Source organism: Sphingosinicella xenopeptidilytica (assembly GCF_042676985.1).
GTDB lineage: Bacteria > Pseudomonadota > Alphaproteobacteria > Sphingomonadales > Sphingomonadaceae > Sphingosinicella > Sphingosinicella xenopeptidilytica.
The window spans coordinates 212,737-232,343 of sequence record NZ_JBHTIK010000015.1; the positions used below are offsets into that span (position 1 = coordinate 212,737).

Genomic DNA, 19,607 nt, shown 5'->3' on the forward strand with positions numbered 1-19,607 from the left:
TCGCATTTTGCTTTCGGAGAACATGGGGGGAACACTGGAGCATTTCAACGCCGCTTGGCGGCTTGCGCAGACAATTGTGCACAAGGCTCTGGAATCACGAAAGATTATTGAACTCGATATGGACCGATATGGAGTCAGCAGGGTGCAGGTAAGCGCACCAAGAGCTTGTCATCGTCGCCCGATCATAAAAGGATAGAATCTAAAACGGTACGCTTCGCCCATCGCTCACTTGCTGTTCTCCACGAAAAAAAGTCCCCCCTTTTCGTGATCCGCTAGGCCATTAGGGCGGTAGAGGCCGCGACGATCGTATTGAGGTACCCTGGAGGCAGCAAGCCGCTCGAAGACGCTTTCGTGTAGAACTGCCTTCGGATGCACGGAGCGATGCATTCTCGCCCAGCCGAACTTCAGCCAACGAGGCCACCACCTAGGCCACAGTTCGAGGCTTGCCTTCACTTCGTCGTGCTGAAGCCCCAGTGGATCCGGAAAAGTTCGCACGAACCCTTCATTGATTTTCGGCGGATTGGGTATCGCCATCAGTTCGTTGACCATCCAACGTAGAGCGATGTCAGATAGGCGGGACTCACTCTCAGGATAACTTCCGCCAATGTCCGAATGGTTGCCTGCGAACCATTCCTGCTTCAGCCACGCGAGATCGCCGCGGTTCTGTTCACCTGTGTCGTCGCTGTGCCCCCAGCCCACGCGCGGAAATCGTTTGCGGTTCTCATCGATCGAGAGAGCGTGCCGCGCATAGCCTACGCTGCTGTCAAGGAAGCGGTCGTAGTTCTTCAGGTTCCAGGCCGCAAAGTGCCAACTGAATCGGCCTCCCTGCGGCGGGTCGGTGATGCACTTGAACTGCTTCTTAATCGCCCACAGGAAGCTGGCGCCGAGAAGTCCGGTCGGCACCCACGCAAGGAAAGACAAAGGCGCTTCCCAACCAGCCCAGATCGAAGCCACGCCAAGAATGAGGCTCATCAAGGCGAGAGCAGCGAGGATGCGTCGAACGATCACGGTACCGAGCGCAGCCACAGTGTCGAAGACGCCGATGAATGTCGGGGCTACGTTTCCCTGCGACTCTCCCCGCGCGCCCGTACCCTCACTGTCATGCTTGGCTCGGAACCGCTTTGCCTTTTCCTCGCGCTCGAGTTCGTATTCGGCGCGGTCATGGCCAGACCCATGTTCATAAACGCTGTAAACCGCTTCCTCGGCGATCTTGCGCAGTGCGACACCGCCTGCGGGGAGCGGACCGCCTCCGACGTTCTGACGCGGAATCCCGCAAAGGTTCATGACGTTGGCGACGCAGCGCGCGGTGTATGCCCCGCGACTGAAGCCGAAGATAAAGACGCGATCGCCATCCTCGTAATGCTGCAGGATGGCTTCGTAGCAGTCGACGATATTTTGGCTGATGCCGGTTCCGAACGCGGCGGCGAGGATGTTGCGGATCCGTCCGCCTAGTTCTCCCGATCCTAAGCCAGGGTCGTAGTAGGCGATCTGCTCCGCGGGGTTGATGCCGGTCTGGGTGCCCGGTCGCATAGCCCGATACATCTTGTAGATATTGGATAGCCGCTGGTCTGGCATGATGCCACCGTATTGGCCGGTCCCGTCCGAGAATATGATGATATTCTTGCCTAGCGGGCGAGCATAATCATCTACGAACTTGTTATCGTCTTCACGCTGCACGCATCCCCCCACCTCGTTTGACCGACACAGAACGGAAACAACGGTTCTGCACGAAGAAGCACGCTACCGCCAAAACGGCGATCTGCCTTGAATGAACATAGCAAGAACGAACGGCCATTCAAGCTTGCGAGAGCGATTCCGACAGTTTTGTAGCCACGGTGAAGAGACAGGGCCGCGAATTGTGACCGCGTCTAAGCAGCGACCAACACCAGGCTTTCTGAATACGGCCCCATATCGACCTTGGCCGGGCATGAATGAAGGGAAGCTTCCGGTGGCCTGATCTGATCATGTGGATGGCAGCTATGTTGGCGACACTGGCGGCAGATGGGACGTTGCTGCCGGTCGCCGCCAGCACTGGGAGCGTCTGGTTAGGCTATCCTTCGCCGAACAAGTTGGCTTGCGGCGGCGCGTCCTTTTCAACCTCTTCCGTCATTGCATGGGCTGAGGAGGTGGTCGCACCGGGGTCTGCCTTCCAAGCATTCGCGAAGCGCTCGCGATCAACATTTGCATAGTCGAGCAGCGCACCGAGCATTGACTTGGTGTGGACGCTGAGGTCGTCGAACGTCGGCAGTGCGACGTGATAGCTTGCCATCTCTAGCTCCCGCCCGGTCATAAAAAGCTGATCCGACTTCAGAAGCCGGACGGCTTGATCCGCGACAATCTCAGCCGGGATTTGGTCCAAGTCATGCTTCAGCCCTGCCTCAACTGCGGTCGCAGTGCCGCGACCGCCGGGTGCGTATTTCTCGACTAGCGCCATCGCCAAGCGAAGCGTTTGCTGACCATCATCGTCGCCTAATGCTCCGAGCCGCACGGCCCGGAGGATCAGGTCGCGCCTCTCGTCAATTGTTCGGAACGCCGCACCTACGCTGACATAATCGAGGCTCTGGCAGGCAATAGCCCCGGCGAGATATGCCAAGCGGCCAGCCGAACGAGCGGCTTGTGAATCTGGATGGTATGCAACGGCGGCTGTCGCCAACCGTGAGAAACCTTCCAGAGCTCTGACAGCCGATGGAGCGCCAAATCCCTCGGAGAGCGCCGACAGGATGTCAAAGCGCGCATCCTGTAGGTTCTTGTTTCGGAAGCTCTTATCGACCGCCTGCAATTCGGCGATCAGTTGCTCATCGCCCATTCGGTCCGGGTAGAGAACGGACTGACTATTCTGAATGCGCTGAATGTCGGTGCCGTCGATCAGCTGCAGATCGAGCTTTTCCGCCACAGACCGCAGGCTCTTCCGCTTGTCGGTCGTTGCAACATAGGCTCCGTCAACATCGAGCGCATCGGCTAGTCCGCTCGTCCAAAAGATGCGCTCAACAGCCTTGGGGCGTTGCTTATACTTGATGTCGCAAATCTGCACCCGACGAGACGTGCCCGTCGGACGTTCATACAACCAAAGGTCGACGTCGGTGAGGTCTTCGTCCGCAAATCGAAATGGAACCCCGCGAATGACGAAGAAACCGGCACGCAGGAAGTAGGCGCGCAGCACCTCTTCCAACACGGCCCCCTTGGGCGTTTGTACCTTGTCGCTCATCACAGCACCCGCCCGCCGCGAACGGCCTCTAGCACATCCCGTGTCGCCCGCTTGCTCAACGGGGATTGGCTCTTGCGAACCGAGGTGCGGCTTTCTTCGGGCCCAATGTATCGCGCCATCGGCGCGCTGGGCAGATCCGCGAGAGATTGGGCATAGGCGTTACCCTGGGTAAGCACCTGCAACGCGAGTTCACCTACCTCCCTCTTGAGCAACCGCAGATAGTACCGATTGGCGTAGTTCGCGTCCCGCCTGAGCTTGACGACGCCGTTGACTTCAAGAACCCGATAGTCTTGTCCGATGGAAGTCGTTGGGCCGACCTCGCGGCCGGAAATCAGCTTGTTCACGAGAGAAGGCAGTTGGGTGATCCGGCCTTGGGAGGATGAGCGAGAAACCATGCCGTAGGTAAGCGCCGCCACCAGCGATTTCGCCATGTCGAAGCAATCATCCACCATGGGGTCGACAAATTTGTGAAAGGCGGCCGGTGCAGTGACGTAGACGTGGCTGCCCTGTTCGTTCGTGACTTCGTTGAGGTCATAGACGGCTGCCGCAACCAGCTTTTCAAAGAGTGGCTTCGACAAAACGTGCTCAACGTGCTGGACACTCAGGCATCCGCTCTTGGATAGCTGCTCGGCGATCTCGCGGACCAAGCGCTGTTCAGCATCGTTCAGCGAGGTCAGCACCTTCTGGGTTTTAACGACGGACGAGCGGCGGAACAGGTTGCCGTTGAACAACAGCCGGTCGTTGCCATCACCTTCCTTATCGACAAACCCAATACCCTCGGCGCGGTCGAGGAAGTCGCCGACCTGGGCATCGGTAAGCTTGTGGGTGTCGCCAATCCGTTGGGAGACATCGGCGCGCCGGATGGGCGCATCCGAGGCGATTTCCGCCAAGGTGATCGACGCTTCTTCGTAGGTGCTTGGCTCGGCCTCGTTGTAGATATCGGTAGCATGACCGAGCGAGCCGCGCGTGGTGACGCCCAAAATGGAGATGTTGTTGGTGGACTGGTCAATCAGGCGCTTGCGTTCCAGCACTTGGAGGAGCCCGTTCAGCTCTAAACGGGGGTCGAGCCCGGATGCGACGGCGATAGCGCGCGCCTCGACCTTGGTGACGGTAGCCTGGTTTGTTTGGCCGAGCTTCGTTAGGAGCGTCGCGGCTTTCGCCGCTTCGTTGATAGCAGGAAACTCCGCTGGCCCGTTCACGTCCAGAACGAGCTTGCGGCCATGGTGGATCACCCACGCGCCCTTGAGTTCCTTTTCGCTCGCCGTAGTCATAGGTCCCCCAGGCGGCTGGCTGGTAAGCAGCCATGGCGGAGGGCTGACCAACGTGTTCGCCTTAAAAGTAGCGCATAGCGCCAACGCGATCCAGCGTGTCCGTCCTTATCTGATCGCCTCGCCTCTAGTCATTTGTTCGATGAATGAAAGGCAGGTCTGAACGACTAGCTTCGGACCGCTGACAGTCGGCAATGTTGACGCTTCCCGACACGACGCCCAGCATACGAATAGCGCATTTCTCATATTAATCTAAAACTATGGCATGATTGATACGCTGACGCCTTCCGCCCGAAGCGAACGCATGGGTCGCGTGCGGGGCCGCGACACCAAGCCAGAGATGGTCGTTCGTCGCCTGATCCACGGCATGGGCTATCGTTACCGCTTGCAGGCAAGAGACCTGCCCGGTCGCCCCGACATCGTGTTCCGCAAGCGCAAGAAGGCGATCTTCGTTCACGGCTGCTTCTGGCATCGCCATCCCGATCCGGCGTGCAAACTCGCGCGGCTGCCAAAAACTCGTCTCGACTTCTGGCTTCCCAAGCTCGAGGGTAATAGAAGGCGGGACATCGCCAATGTGGAGCGGCTCGAGGCATTGGGTTGGCAAGTCCTTCTTGTCTGGGAATGTGAGTTGCGCGATAGGGAACAATTAAAGAACGTGCTGCGGCGATTCATCGAGGGGGACACATGAAGGCGATCGAACTGTTCGCTGGCGCCGGAGGGCTGGGCTTGGGCGTGGGACGCGCCGGGTTCAAGGCCATCGACGTGGTCGAATGGGACCGTTGGTGCTGCGACACGCTGCGCGAGAACCGGGCGCGAGGTTCGAGCATTATCCGTCATTGGCCCGAACCGCGCGAGGGGGACGTACGCGGCTTCTCGTTCTCGGCGTTCGAGGACCAGGTCGACCTTGTGACGGGCGGGCCGCCCTGCCAGCCTTTCTCCCTGGGCGGGCGACATAGGGCGCACCAGGATCATCGTGACATGTGGTCGGAGGCGGTTCGCGCGGTGCGCGAGACGCGTCCAAGCGCCTTTATCTTCGAGAACGTCAAGGGCCTGACGCGCGCGACATTCCAGACCTATTTCTCCTATATCTATCTGCAACTTTCCTATCCCGAGATCACGCTTCGCGATGGAGAGAACTGGATCGACCATCGCGCGCGGCTGGAGCAGCATCACACCTCCGGCGGTCGTTCTGGGTTGTCTTACAGGGTTCTGCCACCAAAGGTCTTGAACGCCGCCGACTATGGCGTTCCCCAGAAGCGCGAGCGCGTGTTCTTCGTGGGCTTCCGAAGCGATCTCGGCATCGAATGGTCGTTCCCGTTCGAGACGCACTCCCGCGATGCCTTATTGTGGGATCAGTATCGCGCTGGCGACTATTGGGATCGCCACGCCGTTTCCAAGAAAGCGAAACCCGTCGACCTCAGGGGAAGCCAGGCGGCTAGCCGCATCCGCGAGCGGCCCGAGGAACTGCCGTGGCGCACCACCCGCGACGCGCTCCTGGGCTTGCCGGATCCCGAGCTCAATCCGCGTGGCTGCGCGAAATTCCCCGACCACCGGTTCCAGCCGGGCGCGCGCTCCTATCCAGGGCATACGGGCAGCCCCCTTGACGAACCGGCCAAGACGCTGAAGGCGGGCGTCCATGGCGTTCCCGGCGGCGAGAACATGCTGCGGCGCCCGGATGGGTCGGTGCGCTATTTCACCATCCGCGAAAGCGCGCGGTTGCAAACCTTCCCGGACGATTTCGTGTTTCATGGCTCGTGGACCGAGACCATGCGGCAGCTCGGCAACGCCGTGCCGGTCGATCTCGCCGAGGTGGTCGCCCGTTCGGTGCGGGAACATCTGGATCATGCCCAGGCGCGTGTCGGTCGCGCCTAATGACCGACGTCTACAATCCACTCGACAAGATAAATCTCGGCAAATCCGTGGCCGACGCACTGCTTGAGCAACCCGTTCATCCGCTCGACGCCATTCCGCCCTTCGAGGGCGCGGGCATCTATGTGCTCTATTACCGAGGCCCGTTCCCCGCCTACGCGCCGATCGCGGCGGCGAACGCCGAGGAAGCGCGCTGGCCGATCTATATTGGCAAGGCCATTCCCTCGGGCGGTCGCAAGGGCGCGAGCCTGACCGCCAGCGCGCGGGGCACGCCGCTCTACAAGCGGTTGGCGGAGCATCGCGATACCATCAGGGAGGTGGAACGCGGATCGGGCACGCTTGCCGTGGCGGATTTTCAGACGCGCTATCTGACCGTCGACGACATCTGGATCCCGCTGGGCGAGAGTCTGTTGATCGCGCGTTTTCGGCCGATCTGGAATCGCGCGCTCGACGGGTTCGGCAATCATGATCCGGGCAAGGGCCGCTATAATGGCCTGCGCCCATTGTGGGATCATCTTCATCCCGGGCGCGGCTGGGCCACGCGCTGCGCGGCGCGGACCGAAACCATCTCCGAGATCGAACAGCGTCTCGCCGATTATCTGACCGCGCATCCGCTCGCGGACGAGTAAGGCCGAGCATCCGATGGCGAAGGCGGTGTTCACGACGAAGGTTTCGCCGGTCTACGACGACCTCCCCGAACACCGCTATCATTTCCCCAAGGCCTATCTGAACCAGGTCGAAAAGGCGGTCGGCGATTGGATCGTCTATTACGAGCCGAGGCGTTCGACGGGCGACCTTTCCAGCAGTGGTGGCCGACAGGCCTACTTCGCCACCGCGCGGGTGGACCGAATCATTCCCGATCCGGTGCGTTCGGACCACTATTACGCCGAGGTTTCCAATTTCCTGCCGTTCACTCGGCCTGTGCCGTTCCGGGAAGGCGGCCACACCTACGAGACTATGCTGGCAAAACCGGATGGCTCGACCAACAAGGGCGCTTTCGGCCGGGCGGTTCGGAACATCTCGGACCGGGAATATGATCTTATATGGCGCTCGGGGTTCGGCCATGTGATCGGCCTCGACGAACGGCCGCGTCCCGCTCCCGACGCTCCAGAAGAGCCGTGGAAGCCGACCTCGCTGGTGGCGGAAGAACGGGCGCCATTCCAGTTCGACATTCCGGAGGAGCAAGACCGTCGCATCGTCGAGCAATTGGTCTCGCGCACTTTTCGCGACCGGGCCTTCGCGGCGGCGGTAAAGGATGCGTATCATGACACCTGTGCCATGACAGGGCTCAAGATCATCAACGGTGGAGGACGGTCCGAGGTTCAGGCGGCCCATATCCGGCCCGTCGAACATCGAGGTCCCGACAGCGTTCGAAACGGTATCGCCCTGTCTGGCACGGTGCACTGGATGTTCGATCGTGGTCTGCTCTCGATCGATGATGATTATGCCATGTTGGTCGCCCGGGATCGCCTACCGGATACGGCAACGCGGTTGCTCAATCCGGACGCCAAGCTCCGGTTACCCGGCCGAGCCGATTTGCTCCCACATCCCAAATTTCTCGAATATCATCGTCGAGAGATCTTCAAGGGCTGAATTGACGTCGCGAGAAAAAACCAGTCCCGACCTTCAATCCAGCAATTCACCTAGCTTTACGTCCAGCGCCGTCGCCAGCCTGTCGACGACGGTGATCGTGGGATTGCGCGCGCCACGTTCCAGGTCGCTGACATAGGTGCGGTGAATATCCGCGCGGAACGCAAACTCTTCCTGCGACCAGCCTTTCTGCTGGCGCAGGCGACGAAGATTACGGGCAAGGCGCTGCGTGACATCCACGGCGGAACGGTGCCGTTCATGTCGACGATCAATCTACAGACGATCAGTGACATTCGTGCTTGACTTCGCTGGGGTGAACAAGCGTCAGTCGCTGTCACTGTTCGTCGACACGAGGTAAATATGGCAGTACATGATGATAGCGCGACCGTCGCATCCCCGGCCGGGGTTCCCCGGACCATTCGCACCGACACAATCGGGAAGCACACGCTCCGACTGGTCGCCGTCGGCAAGACGTTCGCTGGCCTGCTGATAACGGCGGGCAAGCAGAAGGCGCGTATCGATGGCGAGGATCCCGATGCGGTATGGCGAGAGCTGAAAGCGCTCGTCGGCAAGAGCAGTGACGCCTATTTCGGGTTTGAGGGGGCGCTGACCCGCTTCCGGAGCTTCTTCCCGGATGGTTTCCAGTCCGCGCATTTCGAGAAGAGCGAACGCGATTACAAGCTGGAAGCCAAGCGCAGGTTCGATGAACAGGCGCCGCTGGACGAGGCGTTGACCGGAACCGGCTATGGCGAGGCGGCGCTGGCCGTCTTCCGGGCCACCAACCTACTGTCTCCCTATGAGAAGACCAGGCTGCAACCGCTGTTGCGTGGGCCCGACGCTGATACATTCGTGCAGGCCGCGGCACGGTTCGCGACAGGTGACATCAAGCAAGCTCTGGCAACGATGAGCGCTGTGCTGGCACGGCACGACTGCGCCAAATGGACGGTGGCGACCTATCTGCCGTTTCTGTGGCGACCGGAAAACCACATGCTCCTGAAACCGGTTGTCACCGGTGATTTCGCTGAGCGCGTCGGGCATCCGTTCGCCCATGACTATCAGCCGGCGCTCGATCCTGCCGTCTATTCAAGCCTGCTCGATCTCACGGAGACAACCCGCGAAAACACCCTGATGCTGAATCCCCGGGACAATATCGATCTGCAGAGCTTCATCTGGGTCGTCGGCGAATATCGTGACGAATGGAGGCAGGCAGAATGATGTCTGGCTCGCTCTACATGGTCGGCGTCGATGGCGAACTCCAGCGCATGCGGCCATCCGCACCGGAAAATGAAGATCATATGCAGATGCTGGTCGCGCGATATCCTGAACTGATCAGCGATGGAGATGGTGAACTGCTGCTGATCCGCCGCGAACAGGCCATTATGGACAGCGACATGGGATCAAACCGGTGGTCACTGGATCACCTTTTCGTCACCCGTGACGCCGTGCCGGTTCTCGTCGAACTCAAGCGCGCGGTTGACACGCGGCTGCGGCGCGAAGTCATAGGGCAGATGCTGGACTATGCCGCCAACGCCACCGCCTATTGGCAGACAGGCAGGATCGCCGACAGCTTTGCGCAAACCGCCCTGCAGTCGGAGCAGGAGCCGGAAGAGCTATTGCGGGCTTTTCTGGGCGATGAGGATCCCGATCGGTTCTGGGAACAGGTCGATGCCAATTTCAAGGCGGGACGGATCAAACTGGTATTCGTCGCCGACCAGATACCTCGCGAGCTTGCCCGGATCGTCGAGTTCCTCAATGATCAGATGCGCGCCGATGTTCGGGCTGTTGAACTGCGATGGTTCGCGGGAGCTAACGGCGCCATCACGCTCAGCCCGAGGGTGATCGGCGAAACGGAACGTGCGGCGGCGGCCAAACGTCCATCGGCCACGCTGGAACCGGTTTCACCACCGGAATGGCTGGAGAGGAATCTGGCCGCGATGGGGGCCGACGTTATCCCGGGCGCGAATGTCTATATGTCCATGGTCGAGCACCTCGGGGGTGAGGTAGGGATCCATTCCTCGCAGGGATCGATTTACGCGAGCTTCGTGGGCGAGGATGGGAAGGTCCTCTATCCGTTCCATCTCTGGAAAGACGCCCACCTCTCGTTCACACTGCGCTTCATCCACGCGCGTGAAAGGCTGCAGGATGAGGATGTCCGCATAGGCCTACTGGATGAACTCGTCGGGATCGTCGGGCCTCTCAAGACGATGAACACAAAGGGCTATCCCGCTTTTCCCGTCGCCCTGTTGACCCAGCCATCCATTGCCGCGGCCGTGGAGCAATGGATGAAACGGGTGCTGGATCATATCCGATAATGACCCGCCGAGGTATCAGCGCCGTCGGGCTTGATCAGCAAGCTGCAGCAACCGACCTGTATCGAGAGCGGCCAGGAACTGGACGGCGCTGTCTACCTGATCATCGTGTTTGCCATGCGGGAAGCTGGCAAGCTCGTCCTCGAAGGCCTGGAGCCAGGGAGCTTCGCGGGGAACCCAGATTTCCCCCCGCTCAAACCTGGGCGACTGCTGGGAGGCTCTGTCTTCTTTGGAACCCTGAGGTTTCTTCGCATCAATCCATCGGTGCCCGGCCCGACGGATGTTCTGGCAGAGGCTGATCCCTGATCCTACATTTTCGACGATTACCAGGCCAGCTTTCCATTTCTCCCGCTGGGTAAGGACAGCCTTCTCAAGAGCGTAAAATTCCAGGCGTTCCCGATAGACATCCAGGAGATAGCAGTCCTTCCCGGATAGCGCCCATGTGGTGCATACGCTGTAATCATTGTCGTCCTTGATATCATAGGCAGTGTCCCAGGACTGGAATATGCCCTGAACCTTATGCGGTGGTGGTGGTTCATCATAACGTGAGAGCCACTGCAGTTTGAACAGGGCGCCGCCCGGGGGCATCGGGCGCTGATTATACTGAGCCTCAAAATCCCGCTCACCCATGAGCGTCCGAAGCTGGAAGATTTCTTCCTCGTCAAACCTTGCTTCATGGAGGATTTGCCCGGCGTAGAAATCGATGTAGGCGCTCTTCGACACTGAGATTTCGAGATCCCTGTCGGCGATGAGCGGTAAGCGCAGTTCATGCCAGCCACCGTGAGCAATTAGCTGACCTGGTAAGTCTTCCATGTGGAGACGTTGAGCGATGACTGCGATCTTGCCCTTCTTCGGGTTGTTGAGGCGACTCAGGACCGTGCTTTTGAACCACTTGACGGCGTTTTCACGCATCGTTTCCGAATGGGCATCGGCGGCTTTTATGGGGTCGTCGATAATGATGAATGCGCCGCCTCGCCCTGTCAGCGTCCCGCCTGTAGAGGTGGCATAGCGGTAACCCCCGCGTGTCGTGGTCAACTTATCCAGACTGGCCCGTTTGCGATCGATATGGGTGTCTGGAAAGATGCGCCGATACCAATCGGATTCCATCAACTTGCGGGTATGGGCCGCGAAGTCTTTGGACAGATCATGCGCATAGGACACGCAGATGATCTTTTCGCCGGGATTGCGGCCCAGAAGCCATGCGGGAAAGCACACACTGCTAATGAAGCTCTTCATTGTGCGAGGGGGCATCGTAATGAGGAGGCGTCGGTTGTCGCCTTCAGCCAGCCGCATCAGTTCATAGCTTATGGCATCGATGTGCCAGTTGCGAAGAAGTTCTTCGTTATGCAGGATACGGAACGCTCCCTGCACGAACACGCTGAGATCTTCGCGGGCCAGCCCGCGAGCAGTAGCCGCAATCCGGCGGGGATCGAGTGCTATGAGCATCTGATCATTCATCGCCAAAATCCCCCTGCATCAGCAAATAGTGCTTTATCGTATCAAGGTCGTAGGCGGTCTCCTCCTCGGGGATGGGCCCGTTGTTCTCCGGAGGGCAATGACGCTCGAAAAGCGCGGTCGCCTTGTCTATCGCCTTGAGATCTCCGCTACTGGCCTTGTTGGCTAATTGGTGGAGGCTGAGTTCCATCTTCGTCAGTTTCTGAACTTTCCCGTTGATCCTGGCGGGTACCTTTGCCCCCAATGCGTCTTTCACATAGGTGCTGATGTTCCGGGACCCGCGCGGCCGTCCTTTCCCTTGCTTGTTGCCCGGTTTAAATTGGCTGTGCCTGGGAGGCTTGCCGTATCCCACTTCGTAGGGTGACTCTTGGCGTTCGTCGTCAGATGGGAATTCGTCGTCAGTCATGGCCCGCCTCCGACTGCTGATCGGCGGCTTCCTGTTCCCGGATTTCGTTCACCTGCGCGAATGTCTCACCGGTCTCCGCGAGAATGGCCTCATGGCCGGTTAGTTGCTCCCAACGGCGGATAACGACGTCCACGAAACGCGGCTCGATCTCGATGCCGCAGCAGGCGCGGCCGGTCTTTTCCGCGGCGATCAGCGTCGTTCCGCTGCCGAGGAAGATATCGAGGACAGTGTCTCCGCGCTGGCTGACGTCGAGAATGGCATCGACGCACAACTCCACGGGCTTTGGCGTGGCGTGAAATTCCAGCATCTCGTTGGCGGAAGAACCGCGCCTGTTGGCGCCTGGCGCGACCCACACATTGTTCCGGTTACGTCCATGCCGGCCGAGCTCTACATTGTTGGTCCGGGGAACCTTACCCTTGCAGAAGAGCGCGATCAGTTCGTGCGCCGAACGATACAGGCCGCCCATGGCGCCGGCTTCCTTGTACCACACAACCAGATTGACGAGGTTCAGCCCGGCGGCGAAACCAGCCGTGTAGAGGCGGTGGATCGATCGCCAGTCCATGAAGGCGAAAATAATGCCGCCTTCGATGAGCGGTGCCGAGAGCAGCATCAACACCTTGTCGAGGAATGCCTGCCATTCCGCATCGTTCATCTCGCCTGATGCCATGGCGAAATCTGCATGCTTCTGCTTACCCAGGCCACTGACGTTGCCGGGGATGGAGACATTATAGGGCGGGTCGGTCAGCACCAGATGGATGGCTCGCCCATCGAGCAGCATGGCATGAACATCTGAATCCAGCGCGTTGCCGCAGATGATCCGATGATCGCCCAGCAGCCACAGATCACCCGTGCGCGTAACCGAAGGTCCGGCAGCATCGGGAAGCTGATCTCCGGCTCCTTCGCTGCCTCCATTGTCCTCGTCGAGCAGGATGATATCCAGTTCCTGGACACTGAAACCGGTCGAGGACAGGTCCACATCGAGGTCGGTCAGATCGGCGATTTCGATGCGTAACTGATCCAGATCCCATTCGCCCATTTCCGCCGTACGATTGAGGGTGAGCCTCAGCTTACGGATTTCCGCGGACGAAAGATGGCTGATCTCAATAGCGGGGACGCGGTCCAGGCCTAAGCGCGTGGCCGCCTCGACACGGACATGACCATCGACAATCTCGGTTTCGCGAACGAGGATCGGCACGGTGAATCCGAGATCGGAGATGGATGCCATCAGTCGCCCGACGTGTTCCGCCGTCGAACGCCGCGAACGATGCGGGGAGGGACGTAGCTCCCCGAGAGCAATATGCTGTAATCGTAATTCTGGCAGGAGGTCGTTCCGGCGATTGCTGCCAACCCGTTCCGAAATCTCGCGCTCGGCTTCGAACTTGCGTCGCCGCTGGGCCGTCTTCGCCAGCTTCTGGCTCTTGAAAGCCTGGTCTCGTTCCAGTCGTCTCTTCGTTCCCATATCGACCCATCCAAACAAAAAACCGCCAACGCTTTCGCGAGGCGGCTTCGCTTGAAGGAACGAAAGCTCGACCACGCCAAAGCGCAATCCAAGCCGACCGTTCCCTCCATGGATGAGTCGTGTGCCTGTCTCCAGACACACTGCATTTATAGCTTATAAGATCTAAAGGATGCAAGGCGCGCCGTTCTCGAGGCAGCGCACGGCATCTGGACCCGCGCGCAATGGGGCGGGGCGACAGGCGGCATGCCGTTCCCCGCCCCCAGCATCGGCCGGCCTATGTCTGCCAGCCTGGTGGGCTCCGTGCGGGTTCGCCGCCATCCCCACCGCCATGCTCGATCCGCCCCACTGTGCGGCGTCTCCCATGGTCCCCGCGCTTATCGGGTCCGGGTCCCCATCAACTCGTCAGGCCGGTTCGGATGCTCCAACGAGGGTGTCGATCTCGGCGACCCGCTGGAATTCAGCGAGATATTCCTGCCGATGATGCGACAGCCAGCGAACGATCGCGGCGTTGGCAAGCAGCTTCGCGAGATATCCGCGGGCAAGCGTCAGATGCAGATTGTCGATACCGTAGCTGTCTTCGACCGACTTTATGCGGGTTTGTAGAACCGCCAGTTCCCGTTCCATGCGGGCTATCTGCTGCCGGTTGGGATTTGGCGCTGCGCCGTTTTTTCTCGGAGGTGGCTTGGCCAATTGGTCTTCCGGGGTTGCTGCGAGCAGAGCCCGGGCGAACATGACCGTGAAGTTATTCTGTCCGATCATCAGATCGGCGGCCTCGATCTGCCGCAGCGTGGACATGCGCCGCAGCACATCGAATACCTTCATGGAGCAATTGGTGTCCTTCAGGGTTTCCACGACGTCCGTGCAGATACCGTCGAGCAGTCGGAACTTTTTGCGAACCGACTGGACCTCGATTCCCAATGCCTCGGCTATCCTTTCCTGGGGTACACCGCGCTCCATCGCGCGGGCGATCATCCGATGCTCTTGGACGGGAGGCAGGCGGTTGATCCGCTTGTTGTAGGTATAAGTTTCCTCGTCTCGCCCGATCAGACATTCGACCGTGGGAACGCCGAGTTCCTTGAGCACCTCGATACGCAAATGGCCGTCGAGAAGAAAATAGCTTCCGGAGTTCTGCGGATCGGGGATGACCACCGGAGCTTCCACCAGGCCGACCGCCTTTATGGAACTGACGATCTGCGCATATTTCCTGCTTTGATGAACGCCTTCGCGGAGCTTTTTGAGCGGCACGATGGCTTCAACAGGAACCGTTACGCATTCCCGGTCGAACGCGAGCAGCACTTGCCCGTTGGCAACGGCGGCACTGTCCCCTTCGCTGCGCGTGGGCCAGTCACTCATCGACATGGCCGGCCATCCTTGATTGCAGGGCTCGCGGCATCTTCTCGAGTCTTTCCGCCCGCAGCAATGTGCTGAACCCATCATCGGCAAGCAGGTCCTTCATCGCTTCAACGATGAAGAGCAGCTGGGTCTGCGCATAATCCGACTTCTTGACGAGGAGGCGCTGCTTCTCGGCTTCGCGCTGATAAATTTCCATCAGATCGTTGGCGGTCAGATGTCGATGGCCGCCCTTCTGCCCAAACCGACCTCGGGGTAATCCCTTGTTTCGGTTACGGGCTCGCAGGTCGAGAAGCCGGCGCATCGCCGCGAGCTTCTTTCCGCGCAGATCCCCTTTATCATACGCGTCCAGGAGCACATCCTGCGCATCATCGGCTTCGGAGCGGGCGATCTCCATGGCGAGCGTGATCGGGATCAGGCCTGTCTCGACGGCTGCGAGCAGGCGTTCCTCACCGCGCTCTAGCAACGACAGCACCAGGCTGACCCAGGAGGAACTGACGCCGATCTTTTGGGCGATTTCTGTTTCACTATGCCCTCGTGAACGCAGGGCGCCCACTTCCTTCATGACGTCGATGGGGCGCTGCACCGGGCGAGCAATGTTCTCCACCAAGCTCATGACCAGACAATCGCTCTCCGGCGCTTCGATAACCACAGCCGGGATTTCCGTCTGCCCCAGCATCTGGAAGGCATCGAGGCGACCTTCGCCGCAAACCAGATCATAGCGCGGGCCTCCCGGACCGGTTCGGCGGCTGACCGTTATGGGACGTTTGAGTCCGATGGCCTCGATGTTGTTCACGATTTCCCGGTGCTGCCGCTTATTTCGTGCTCGCGGGTTCAGCACGGTGATTTTGGAAATCGGGATCATCTCGATGCTTTGGGGAAGCGATGTAACCATCAGGCGGCCTCCGCTATGCTGACTGGGGCTGCGATCTCGTAGAGATAGTCGAGGCTTTCGAACCTGTAGGCATCAAGGGACAGGCCGTTCTCTTCGGCAAGCCTCACGCGGTCGGAAGCGATATCGATCCTGGGAAACAGATAATAATCCAGGGGTGCGCGGTTCGCGGAATCCATCCGCACCACGATGGTGATGTCGGTGCCAAGGGATGTGTCAAAACGCAGTTTCCACCGGAGCAACCCCGTAGGTGTCGAGGTGCAGCGGACGATGACCACGCTGACGCTGAATTCGTCATTGACGATGATGCGATCGGTTTCCTCCTCTTGCTGGATTTCGCTGCCCATGCCCCGAAAGCCGTCGAGCACCTCATCGAGAACGTCGGGATGGAGAACGCGCAGGAAACGGTTGATCTCGACATAGCGATAATCGCGATCCGGCCTGAATCCGACCAGGCTGTAAGCGCGCAAGAGGCTACCGAAGCGGGAACTGAAGGCACTGCTCGACGGCATTCCGTCACACTCGTCGATGATGATTCCGGAGAGCAGCCCCTCGCGTTCGTAAAGCCCGCGAAGGGCCGAGAGCATCTCATCGTCGGAAAGGCGGAAGGAGCGCGCATTGATGATTGCTCGGGCTGCCTCGAAAATATCCCTTTCGACGATCGCCTCGAAGGCTCCTTGCGCGCGGATCCACATGTTGGGAGCGTTGCGGACACGCTTTTTCTTCAGCTTGAAGGAGCGCCGGTTCCAGACGTTGTCGCCGACATATTTCTCATTGATCAGCAGCTGGTGGACCGTTCCTCGCGTCCAGGCACGGCCGAGGTCCGTTGGAATGCCGCGACGGTTGAGGTCATCGGCTATATCCTGCTCGCCTCGCTTGTCGTGGACGAAGGCGCGATATACCTCGCGAATGATCGCGACTTCCTCTCCCGGGCCGGGTGTCAGGATCACCCGATCTGTCTGGATGCTCTTGTGCTCACCCCGCGCCAATGTGGCCTTGGTGTTCCCATGTTCATCGACCAGAGTTCGGCGAAGTCCAAAGCCAGCTGGGCCTCCCTGCCGATAGCCTTTCTCGATCAGGCGCCCCTGGCCTGCGAACACCTTGGTGGATAGCTCACGGCTATATTCTCCAGCCATGGCGCGTTTGACGCCTTTGACGATCGTGGAGACCGGACTTCCATCATTCTCGAACTGCTCGGCGCAATACTCGACAGCGATCCCGGCGCGTTTGCAGATATACTCGTAATACGCGCTCTCATCGGCATCCTGGAATCGGCCCCACCGGCTGACATCATATACCAGCACCATGGTGAAATCGGTGGTGCCGGCCTGGACGTCGTCGATGAGCTGTTTGAGTGCATCCCGGCCGTCGATCTTCAGACCGCTCTTGCCCGCATCGGCATAGGTGCGGACAATTTCGATCCCACGAGCAGCGGCATAGTGCCGAATTGCGTCGGCCTGGTTCTCGGTCGAATACTTCTGATGATCGGTCGACATGCGGACATATTCCGCGGCGCGAATGGGCGGACCTCCTTCTCCTTTCAGGTCAGGCTCAAGATCTCTCCATCTCGGCAACTTTGCCGCCTCCGATCCTTACAGTTCAAACACCTCAAATTGATCGCGGATTTCTGAGTGCTGTCGCGATTCGGCGCGCTCGTCCCGCTGGGACTATAGCTATCGAGGAGAGGAAAGATGTTGCCGAAAAAGGGCAAGAAGTTGCACCTCGACGAAGAGGATGTAGCTTTTGCCATGATGATAGCGGAAGCTCTGGATACGGATCTGGGCCGGACTCATCAGGGCGTGAAAACCGCCATGCGCTGGACCGGTGCAAGCGAGCGGAGCGTCAAGCATTGGTTCGCTGGATCGCATGCGCCGCGCGGACGACACCTGCTAGCGCTGATGCGCAATTCCAACCCGGTGTTGACCCGGATCCTGGTTGCAGCGGGGCGACGCGATGTGTTGCTCGCCCTGGAGGTAGCGACGCTTCGGTCCAGGCTTGAGGCGATGCTTGCGCTCCTCGATCAGTTCTCGATCGACGGCGCGCATGCCCCGGATCGGCGGGAAGCATAATTCCCGGCAGGAGAGCGCCAGCATCCCGGCCAACATATGAAGAGCAGACATAAATTCCCGTTATCGGTCTACGGGAATTCCGTTGGCATATCGGCGCAGATTGGGGCTTTGCGGCCTTCCGTGTCGAGCATCTGTAGCCAAAAACAGCGGATTTCCCGTTATATTCCCGTCAAAACGGGAAAGGCCCACCAGAGAGCGGTTCGCAGGTGACTTCCTCCACCGCCAGCATATCCTCCGCGTTTGCGGCAGCTGCTTAGGACACGATTGCCGTAACGGGCGCCCCTGCTGTCCCGAATTGGAACAGGCGATTTTACAATAAGCGTCGGAGCGGCTGTCGGAAAGCGCGCTTTTTCAATGCTATTTGCTTGGCACGGCCTTTGCACCGCCACCTGCGCATACCGGGGCGACATACATCAAGCCCCGGATCAGGAGACGGAAATGAAGACGTATCTTTTGACCGCAGCTGCCCTTGGCACTGTCGCAGCGTTCATCGCTCCAGCCCAAGCTGCGCTCATCGCCTGCCCGGCGAGCTTCGTTGCGGATGGGACTGCCAAGGTATTCAATGGCAGCAACAGCGCTGTTTCCGGTTGCCAGTACGATACTGCTACATCGCAGAGCACTGTGGCGAACCTTGCCAACATCAATGCGTCGGCATTTTTCGGCTATAGCGATTGGGCCAGCAACGGTCAGGGTCAGATCGATCCGGGCGCCGGCGGCGCAGGTTCGTTCAACCTCGCCGGTGTTGATTTCGTGGCTTACGACTACATCATCGTGTTCAAGAGCGGAGCCGGCACGCATCTGACCGCGTTCCAGTTCAACGAAGAGTTTGCCTCGGGCAACTGGACGACGCCGTTCACCGATCCGCCGTTTGACCTGCCCGGCAGGAGCACCTCGCACGGCGTGTCCCACTACTCGATCGTAAAGCGCTACAATCCGAAAGCCGAAGAGCCGCCGGTCGATGTGCCGGAGCCTGCTACGCTCGCCCTCCTTGGCCTTGGTGTGATGGGTGCCGGGATCATGCGTCGCCGCCGCGGCTGACGCGTAAGCGCCGCCACACGAAAATGGGCGTCCGGGAACGGGCGCCTTTTTCGTTTGGTGGGCCGCCTGCCCCCTCAATACGCGATCGAGAAGCGGCGGCGGGTGTGTTGCGGGGTTTCGAGTTCGTCGACGAGGGCCTTCGCGAGGTCTTCGTAGGAGATGCGGCTTTCGCCGTTTGCGTCGCGCATCAGATCGTCGGCGCCGAGGCGGTAGGTGCCCGTGCGTTCGCCGGGGCCGAAGTTCGCGGCGGGTGAAAGGAAGGTCCAGTCGGTGTCGCTCGCCCTGAGCGCATCGAGGAAGGCGGCGCCGGCGTTCACTTCCGGACGGAAGGCTTCCGGGAGCGCGGGGGAATCGAGCAGGCGTACGCCCGGCGCGACGAACAACGTGCCTGCACCGCCGACGGCGAGCACACGGGATACGCCCGCGGTGCGCATCGCGCCAAGGATGACATTCGCGTCGGTGGACACGAAACGGGCCGAGACCATGAGCGCGTCGCGGCCGCGGATGGCACCCGCAAGCGCATCGGCATCGTTCGCATCGGCGATGCGGAGCGGGATGCCGGGATCGTCCTGCGGCGCGGTGCGGACGATTCCGGTGACATCATGTCCCCGCGACCGGAGTTCAGCGACGAGACGCCTGCCGACGTTTCCGGTAGCGCCGAGAAGTGCGATCTTCATGCCGTTTCCTCCACTGTCCG

Annotated in this window: 19 protein-coding genes; 8 read left to right on the forward strand and 11 right to left on the reverse strand. The window is 59.9% G+C overall.

Annotation, left to right across the window (positions count from 1 at the left end; all coding sequences use genetic code 11):
- Positions 1 to 225: 225 nt before the first annotated feature.
- The 3 genes from ACFQ00_RS17785 to ACFQ00_RS17795 all read right to left on the reverse strand — a co-directional run bounded on the left by ACFQ00_RS17785 (position 226) and on the right by ACFQ00_RS17795 (position 4,476).
- Positions 226 to 1,677 (reverse strand): DUF2235 domain-containing protein, encoded by a 1,452-nt coding sequence (locus ACFQ00_RS17785; RefSeq protein WP_381494040.1) that lies wholly within the window; start codon positions 1,675 to 1,677, stop codon positions 226 to 228.
- Between the two features lie 373 nt (positions 1,678 to 2,050).
- The gene (locus tag ACFQ00_RS17790; protein WP_381494043.1) at positions 2,051 to 3,205 is read right to left on the reverse strand and encodes a hypothetical protein; all 1,155 of its coding nucleotides are present in this window, start codon (positions 3,203 to 3,205) and stop codon (positions 2,051 to 2,053) included.
- Positions 3,205 to 4,476, reverse strand: coding sequence for a hypothetical protein (locus tag ACFQ00_RS17795; RefSeq protein WP_381494046.1), 1,272 nt, complete (start codon positions 4,474 to 4,476; stop codon positions 3,205 to 3,207). Before ACFQ00_RS17795 ends, ACFQ00_RS17790 begins: the two co-directional genes overlap by 1 nt.
- Before the next feature lie 262 nt (positions 4,477 to 4,738).
- On the opposite strand from ACFQ00_RS17795, the gene ACFQ00_RS17800 reads away from it, so the two are divergent.
- From ACFQ00_RS17800 to ACFQ00_RS17815, 4 genes are read left to right on the forward strand one after another with little or no spacing between them, the layout of a single operon-like run.
- The gene (locus tag ACFQ00_RS17800; RefSeq protein WP_381494050.1) at positions 4,739 to 5,161 is read left to right on the forward strand and encodes a very short patch repair endonuclease; all 423 of its coding nucleotides are present in this window, start codon (positions 4,739 to 4,741) and stop codon (positions 5,159 to 5,161) included.
- Positions 5,158 to 6,345, forward strand: coding sequence for a DNA cytosine methyltransferase (locus tag ACFQ00_RS17805; RefSeq protein ID WP_381494054.1), 1,188 nt, complete (start codon positions 5,158 to 5,160; stop codon positions 6,343 to 6,345). The genes ACFQ00_RS17800 and ACFQ00_RS17805 overlap by 4 nt, the downstream gene beginning before the upstream one ends.
- A complete protein-coding gene (locus tag ACFQ00_RS17810; RefSeq protein WP_381494056.1) occupies positions 6,345 to 6,971 on the forward strand; it encodes an Eco29kI family restriction endonuclease in 627 nt (208 codons plus the stop codon). The genes ACFQ00_RS17805 and ACFQ00_RS17810 overlap by 1 nt, the downstream gene beginning before the upstream one ends.
- 13 nt (positions 6,972 to 6,984) lie before the next feature.
- Positions 6,985 to 7,935: an HNH endonuclease gene (locus ACFQ00_RS17815; protein WP_381494059.1), complete on the forward strand. Its 951-nt coding sequence runs from the start codon at positions 6,985 to 6,987 to the stop codon at positions 7,933 to 7,935.
- A gap of 33 nt (positions 7,936 to 7,968) precedes the next feature.
- Here the strand turns inward: ACFQ00_RS17815 and ACFQ00_RS17820 are convergent, their stop codons facing one another.
- Positions 7,969 to 8,172, reverse strand: a complete 204-nt coding sequence (locus ACFQ00_RS17820) for a helix-turn-helix domain-containing protein (protein ID WP_241940816.1) — start codon at positions 8,170 to 8,172, stop codon at positions 7,969 to 7,971.
- Positions 8,173 to 8,292: 120 nt separating this feature from the next.
- Between ACFQ00_RS17820 and ACFQ00_RS17825 the strand changes: the two genes are divergently transcribed.
- Complete coding sequence (locus ACFQ00_RS17825) at positions 8,293 to 9,147, forward strand: hypothetical protein (protein ID WP_381494063.1); 855 nt, start codon at positions 8,293 to 8,295, stop codon at positions 9,145 to 9,147.
- Positions 9,144 to 10,244 carry a hypothetical protein gene (locus ACFQ00_RS17830; RefSeq protein WP_381494066.1) on the forward strand — a complete coding sequence of 367 codons (1,101 nt, stop codon included), beginning with the start codon at positions 9,144 to 9,146 and terminating at the stop codon, positions 10,242 to 10,244. Before ACFQ00_RS17825 ends, ACFQ00_RS17830 begins: the two co-directional genes overlap by 4 nt.
- Before the next feature lie 15 nt (positions 10,245 to 10,259).
- Here the strand turns inward: ACFQ00_RS17830 and terL are convergent, their stop codons facing one another.
- The 6 genes from terL to ACFQ00_RS17860 all read right to left on the reverse strand — a co-directional run bounded on the left by terL (position 10,260) and on the right by ACFQ00_RS17860 (position 17,323).
- Positions 10,260 to 11,699, reverse strand: a complete 1,440-nt coding sequence (terL, locus tag ACFQ00_RS17835; RefSeq protein ID WP_381494068.1) for a phage terminase large subunit — start codon at positions 11,697 to 11,699, stop codon at positions 10,260 to 10,262.
- On the reverse strand, positions 11,692 to 12,102 hold the full coding sequence (locus ACFQ00_RS17840) for a DUF5681 domain-containing protein (protein WP_381494072.1): 411 nt from the start codon (positions 12,100 to 12,102) through the stop codon (positions 11,692 to 11,694). The genes terL and ACFQ00_RS17840 overlap by 8 nt, the downstream gene beginning before the upstream one ends.
- Positions 12,095 to 13,636: a site-specific DNA-methyltransferase gene (locus ACFQ00_RS17845; RefSeq protein ID WP_381494075.1), complete on the reverse strand. Its 1,542-nt coding sequence runs from the start codon at positions 13,634 to 13,636 to the stop codon at positions 12,095 to 12,097. The genes ACFQ00_RS17840 and ACFQ00_RS17845 overlap by 8 nt, the downstream gene beginning before the upstream one ends.
- Positions 13,637 to 13,963: 327 nt before the next feature.
- Positions 13,964 to 14,920, reverse strand: coding sequence for a plasmid partitioning protein RepB C-terminal domain-containing protein (locus tag ACFQ00_RS17850; RefSeq protein WP_381494078.1), 957 nt, complete (start codon positions 14,918 to 14,920; stop codon positions 13,964 to 13,966).
- A complete protein-coding gene (locus tag ACFQ00_RS17855) occupies positions 14,907 to 15,806 on the reverse strand; it encodes a plasmid partitioning protein RepB C-terminal domain-containing protein (protein WP_381494080.1) in 900 nt (299 codons plus the stop codon). The genes ACFQ00_RS17850 and ACFQ00_RS17855 overlap by 14 nt, the downstream gene beginning before the upstream one ends.
- Positions 15,806 to 17,323 (reverse strand): recombinase family protein, encoded by a 1,518-nt coding sequence (locus tag ACFQ00_RS17860; RefSeq protein ID WP_381495260.1) that lies wholly within the window; start codon positions 17,321 to 17,323, stop codon positions 15,806 to 15,808. Before ACFQ00_RS17860 ends, ACFQ00_RS17855 begins: the two co-directional genes overlap by 1 nt.
- A gap of 171 nt (positions 17,324 to 17,494) precedes the next feature.
- Between ACFQ00_RS17860 and ACFQ00_RS17865 the strand changes: the two genes are divergently transcribed.
- Both ACFQ00_RS17865 and ACFQ00_RS17870 read left to right on the forward strand, forming a co-directional pair.
- Positions 17,495 to 17,872 carry a hypothetical protein gene (locus tag ACFQ00_RS17865; RefSeq protein ID WP_381494083.1) on the forward strand — a complete coding sequence of 126 codons (378 nt, stop codon included), beginning with the start codon at positions 17,495 to 17,497 and terminating at the stop codon, positions 17,870 to 17,872.
- A gap of 438 nt (positions 17,873 to 18,310) precedes the next feature.
- Positions 18,311 to 18,910 (forward strand): PEP-CTERM sorting domain-containing protein, encoded by a 600-nt coding sequence (locus tag ACFQ00_RS17870; RefSeq protein WP_381494086.1) that lies wholly within the window; start codon positions 18,311 to 18,313, stop codon positions 18,908 to 18,910.
- 74 nt (positions 18,911 to 18,984) lie between these two features.
- On the opposite strand, the gene ACFQ00_RS17875 is transcribed toward ACFQ00_RS17870, so the two are convergent.
- Positions 18,985 to 19,587: an NAD(P)-dependent oxidoreductase gene (locus ACFQ00_RS17875; protein ID WP_381494090.1), complete on the reverse strand. Its 603-nt coding sequence runs from the start codon at positions 19,585 to 19,587 to the stop codon at positions 18,985 to 18,987.
- Between the last annotated feature and the right edge of the window lie 20 nt (positions 19,588 to 19,607).

Coding starts and splice junctions, on each gene's coding strand:
- ACFQ00_RS17790 (WP_381494043.1), bottom strand. CDS start 3,205: ATGAGCGACAAGGTACAAACGCCCAAGGGGGCCGTGTTGGAAGAGGTG.
- ACFQ00_RS17795 (WP_381494046.1), bottom strand. CDS start 4,476: ATGACTACGGCGAGCGAAAAGGAACTCAAGGGCGCGTGGGTGATCCAC.
- ACFQ00_RS17800 (WP_381494050.1), top strand. CDS start 4,739: ATGATTGATACGCTGACGCCTTCCGCCCGAAGCGAACGCATGGGTCGC.
- ACFQ00_RS17805 (WP_381494054.1), top strand. CDS start 5,158: ATGAAGGCGATCGAACTGTTCGCTGGCGCCGGAGGGCTGGGCTTGGGC.
- ACFQ00_RS17810 (WP_381494056.1), top strand. CDS start 6,345: ATGACCGACGTCTACAATCCACTCGACAAGATAAATCTCGGCAAATCC.
- ACFQ00_RS17815 (WP_381494059.1), top strand. CDS start 6,985: ATGGCGAAGGCGGTGTTCACGACGAAGGTTTCGCCGGTCTACGACGAC.
- ACFQ00_RS17825 (WP_381494063.1), top strand. CDS start 8,293: ATGGCAGTACATGATGATAGCGCGACCGTCGCATCCCCGGCCGGGGTT.
- ACFQ00_RS17830 (WP_381494066.1), top strand. CDS start 9,144: ATGATGTCTGGCTCGCTCTACATGGTCGGCGTCGATGGCGAACTCCAG.
- terL (WP_381494068.1), bottom strand. CDS start 11,699: ATGAATGATCAGATGCTCATAGCACTCGATCCCCGCCGGATTGCGGCT.
- ACFQ00_RS17840 (WP_381494072.1), bottom strand. CDS start 12,102: ATGACTGACGACGAATTCCCATCTGACGACGAACGCCAAGAGTCACCC.
- ACFQ00_RS17850 (WP_381494078.1), bottom strand. CDS start 14,920: ATGTCGATGAGTGACTGGCCCACGCGCAGCGAAGGGGACAGTGCCGCC.
- ACFQ00_RS17855 (WP_381494080.1), bottom strand. CDS start 15,806: ATGGTTACATCGCTTCCCCAAAGCATCGAGATGATCCCGATTTCCAAA.
- ACFQ00_RS17865 (WP_381494083.1), top strand. CDS start 17,495: ATGTTGCCGAAAAAGGGCAAGAAGTTGCACCTCGACGAAGAGGATGTA.
- ACFQ00_RS17870 (WP_381494086.1), top strand. CDS start 18,311: ATGAAGACGTATCTTTTGACCGCAGCTGCCCTTGGCACTGTCGCAGCG.
- ACFQ00_RS17875 (WP_381494090.1), bottom strand. CDS start 19,587: ATGAAGATCGCACTTCTCGGCGCTACCGGAAACGTCGGCAGGCGTCTC.